2 protein-coding genes and 1 pseudogene are annotated in these 3,524 nt (G+C 63.5%); 2 read left to right on the top strand and 1 reads right to left on the bottom strand.

The genetic code is table 11. The features are described 5' to 3' along the window. A pseudogene (locus D7X32_RS43650) lies at positions 1-531 on the top strand (serine/threonine protein kinase); the annotation flags it as partial. 158 nt (positions 532-689) lie between these two features. Next, complete coding sequence (locus tag D7X32_RS43655; RefSeq protein WP_120608373.1) at positions 690-1,844, top strand: serine/threonine protein kinase; 1,155 nt, start codon at positions 690-692, stop codon at positions 1,842-1,844. Between the two features lie 143 nt (positions 1,845-1,987). On the opposite strand, the gene D7X32_RS43660 is transcribed toward D7X32_RS43655, so the two are convergent. Continuing rightward, the gene (locus tag D7X32_RS43660; RefSeq protein ID WP_147450512.1) at positions 1,988-3,166 is read right to left on the bottom strand and encodes a hypothetical protein; all 1,179 of its coding nucleotides are present in this window, start codon (positions 3,164-3,166) and stop codon (positions 1,988-1,990) included. Positions 3,167-3,524 lie beyond the last annotated feature (358 nt).

Here is a 3,524-nt window from a genome sequence, read left to right on the forward strand (position 1 = left end):
CAGCCCCCAGGACGTGCGCCCCGCCCGCCGAAGGAGTCCGCTGCCGCCGTCAAGTGCGCGTCGCTGTCGCTCGCCGCGGCGCTGGTGGCGGGTTGTCCGGGTGCCCAGATCCGGCCCGAGGCGTTCACCTGCCCGGCTGGGGCGGAAGAGGCCATGCGGGAGCAGCTTCACTGGGAGGTCGCAGAGCAGTTCAACCTCCAACTCGACGACCGCCAGGCGGAGTTTGAATTTGCGTGGTTCACCGCTGGCGCGGAGGTGGTGGGAGTCGTCCCGAAAGGCGTCAACGACGACCGGCAGCTTGCGGTCGCCCCTCGTGGGACACACTTCTACGGCAAGGCTTACTACCTCTCCGACAAGATGGGGCGTGTGGATGGGCCAGCTCTCGTCATCCGATATGACCGTGTGAAGCTGCCGGGGCAGGAGGAGTACCCCATCTGCGTCGTGGCGGAGGGGACTGCCGAGGCGTTCAAGGACGGCAGGGTGAAGGCGTCCAATCGGGGTGCCGGGTTTGTTGTAGACCGCTGGCCCTGAGTGGGCCCGTGGTGACGTGGTGGGTAGGTGCTTGAGTTCGCGCCCCTCCTCTCCAGACCCGACAGAACCCTCCAGGGTCGTTCCCCCGCTGCCAATCCCACGGGTAACGTCGCCCAAGACGCGTTGGCCCGGCTGCCTGCGCGCGAGGAGGAAAGATCATGTCGGCAGGTGAGTTCAGGCTTCCACGCGGGGCGATTCTCTTCACGAGGGACGGCGTCCAGTACGAGTTCCGCGAAGACCTGGGAGAGGTCGACCACGGCTTGAGTCTCCTGCTGGCCCGACGCCGTACTTCGGAAGGCAGCATCCGGGGCAAGGTGCTGCTCAAGGCTGTGGGCGTTCCGAAGTTGATGGAGATGCCTCGCATCAAGCGGGCGCGGGCGAAGGTGGAAGAGCAGGTGCGCCTCGCGACGTACCTCGACCATCCGGGCATCCTCCGTGTCCATGGGCTGCACAAGGCGGAAGGGTGCTGGTACGTCATCACCGAGCATCCGTCGGGCCACAGCATCAACACCCTGTTGACGCTATCTGGGGAATGCGGTCGCCGGTTCTCTCCCCTCTTCACATTCCATGTCGGGGCGCGCATCGCCGCGGCCCTGGAGCATGCCCACGAGGTGAAGGACGAGCATGGGCGCTCCCTCCACATCGTTCACCGGGCGCTCGACGTTGATCACATCTTCGTCGATTGGAACGGCGACGTGCAGGTCTCCGACTTCGGGCTCGCCCTTTCGGACCTGCCCGGCCGCGTTTCGTCCACGGTGCGCCGGCCGCAGGGGGATGCGTTCTACTCCTCCCCGGAAATGCTCCTGACCGGGTGTGTGGATGCTCGTTCTGACCTCTTCGCGCTCGGCAATGTCCTGCTCGAATTGGCGACGGGGAAGAACATCCTCGATGCCCCGGACGCCTTGACCGAAGAGGTGAAGGACTCGCTTTCGGGCAGGCAGCTGGTGCGGGTCCGACGTGCCGTCAGGCGGGCCCGCCTCGCTGGGAGTCCTGTCGGTGTGGAGGACGCGATCTGGCGAGCGGCGACCTACACGCAAGCGGACCTGGAGGCGTTGACGGAGCCGCTTCCGCAGGGGTTGGGCTTGGCTCTGCGCAAGCTCCTCCAGCCCCGCCCGGACGCTCGCTACCAGACGGCGCGCGAACTGGTGGAGGACCTTCGCCGTTGGCTCGGAGCGGGAGATGCCTACGGCCGTAAGGAAGTGGTGGCTGAACTGCACGAGATGGCGAAGCGCTCCCGCGAGGTGATGGTCGAAATGGGCATGCGGCGCCCCCGCGGACTCCAGGCGTCTCAGGACAAGATCAGCACGAACTAAATGAATACCCTCCGGCTCACGCGTCCAGCTACTGGCTCGCGACGCAGGGAGCTCCCCATAGGTCCCTCCAACTCGGGGTGAGAGAAATTCCCAGGATGCCGAAGTTCGATCTGGGCAGGCTTCGGGCGTCCGACCAGCGTGACTCACTCCTCCTCATCTTCACGTAGAAGGTGCAGGATCAGTCCGACCCGCTCATCCTTGGCATGCTGGGCTGCCTCCGCGCCTTCGAATCCGGTTTCGCCCCAGGCACGGCCGATGAACGTCCAGTCGTCGCGCCCGATCTTCTTGACGAAAACCGGCACTGCCGCACCGCTCTTCACCCAGGCGCGAGCATCTTTGATCCGCTGGCCTTTTTCGCTGTTATGGATCCAGAGTTCTTCTTCGCGCCATTGAGGGTTGATATCCTCTCTGAATCGAATGCAGATCGTACCGACGCCTCGTCGTTTGACCACGACCTGCATATAGGTGCCGCCCCCAAGCGCCTCTTTAATCTGAGCCCCAGAGTAGTGCCTGGCGCGCTCAAAAACCGTGGGCCCGCCATCTCCTTTATAGACTGGCTTGCACTCCGTTTCGGCACGCTCCTTGGGCAGAATCTCAAGCTCGATCCGCCGGGCGGTTTCCCTCCAGTAGGGAGCAGGTCTGAGCTTATTGCCACTGGCCCCGACAATCGCTTCAACCAGCCCACCGCCTGCGTGCTCTTGCATGGCAGCGAGCAGCACACTCTGAATCGCGCGCTCCTCGGCGAGATCCTTGCGGCAAATAATGAATGGCGCCTTGGTCACCTGGAAGTTCACGCAGCGGCTCGACGGAAACGGCATGATGTTGGCAGGACTCATGGTTCTTCGAAACCGGTTCGAGAACTGCTCAAGGGTGACTGGCGACTCGCCCTGGCCCGCGTCCACCAGATGCGCAAGCTTCAGTCCCCGTCGGCGAAGCTCGGTATCCACGTGCAGGGCGCGCCAGCCCGGAATGTGCTGCGAGGGGTCGAACTCGACATGGCGCGCCAGCGGAACCACCCCTCCCGAGAAGAGGTCCAGAAATCCCATACTTGGGACCCGGCCCGCCCGCAGTCCCTCATTGATCCAAGAGAGAGCCTCGTTATCAATGAAGACAAACTTCATCGCGCCGAACTGGACCACCTTTCCGCGATTGCTACCTTTCCTTCGTACTGGATAGATGCCCGCCTGCTGCGCCAGGAGACGTTCGATCCATTCGTGAGAACGCTCTAGCGTAAATCGCGGCGGCAGCTCGGGGAGGAGTTCCGCCTCGATCAGGAGCTCAAGCGTTCCCGACCAGGAGTTCTGTCTGAATTGGTGGTGCATGGCTACCTGACTCCTTGCTGAAAGCCCTGTGTCCAGAGGTCACACGGGGTTTCTCAACTCCGCCTGCGGCTACGCTCGGAACTAACGTATGGCGCCCAGGTAGACAGCAACCGCGTCCATCGGCTTAGGCCACGTCTGAACCTCCGTCCTTGAAGAGTCGCTTGGGTTCAGGCCCTGAGATTAGACTCTGCCTCGGGAATATCCATTGCGATGGAGTCGGCACGACTCTGGGCTCTAGCAGGCTGTTGAAGAAGCCCGGTTTGCTGGCACGGGGCCGGGCTTCTCGTTGACTGCAATCTCAACCTTGTCGTCGAGGGGAGGCGGCGGGCGCGGAGTGGCTATGCGGCGGCCAACCGCG

Origin of the sequence: Corallococcus carmarthensis (genome assembly GCF_003611695.1) — a bacterium.
Taxonomy (GTDB): Bacteria; Myxococcota; Myxococcia; order Myxococcales; family Myxococcaceae; genus Corallococcus; species Corallococcus carmarthensis.

Coding starts and splice junctions, on each gene's coding strand:
- D7X32_RS43655 (WP_120608373.1), top strand. CDS start 690: ATGTCGGCAGGTGAGTTCAGGCTTCCACGCGGGGCGATTCTCTTCACG.
- D7X32_RS43660 (WP_147450512.1), bottom strand. CDS start 3,166: ATGCACCACCAATTCAGACAGAACTCCTGGTCGGGAACGCTTGAGCTC.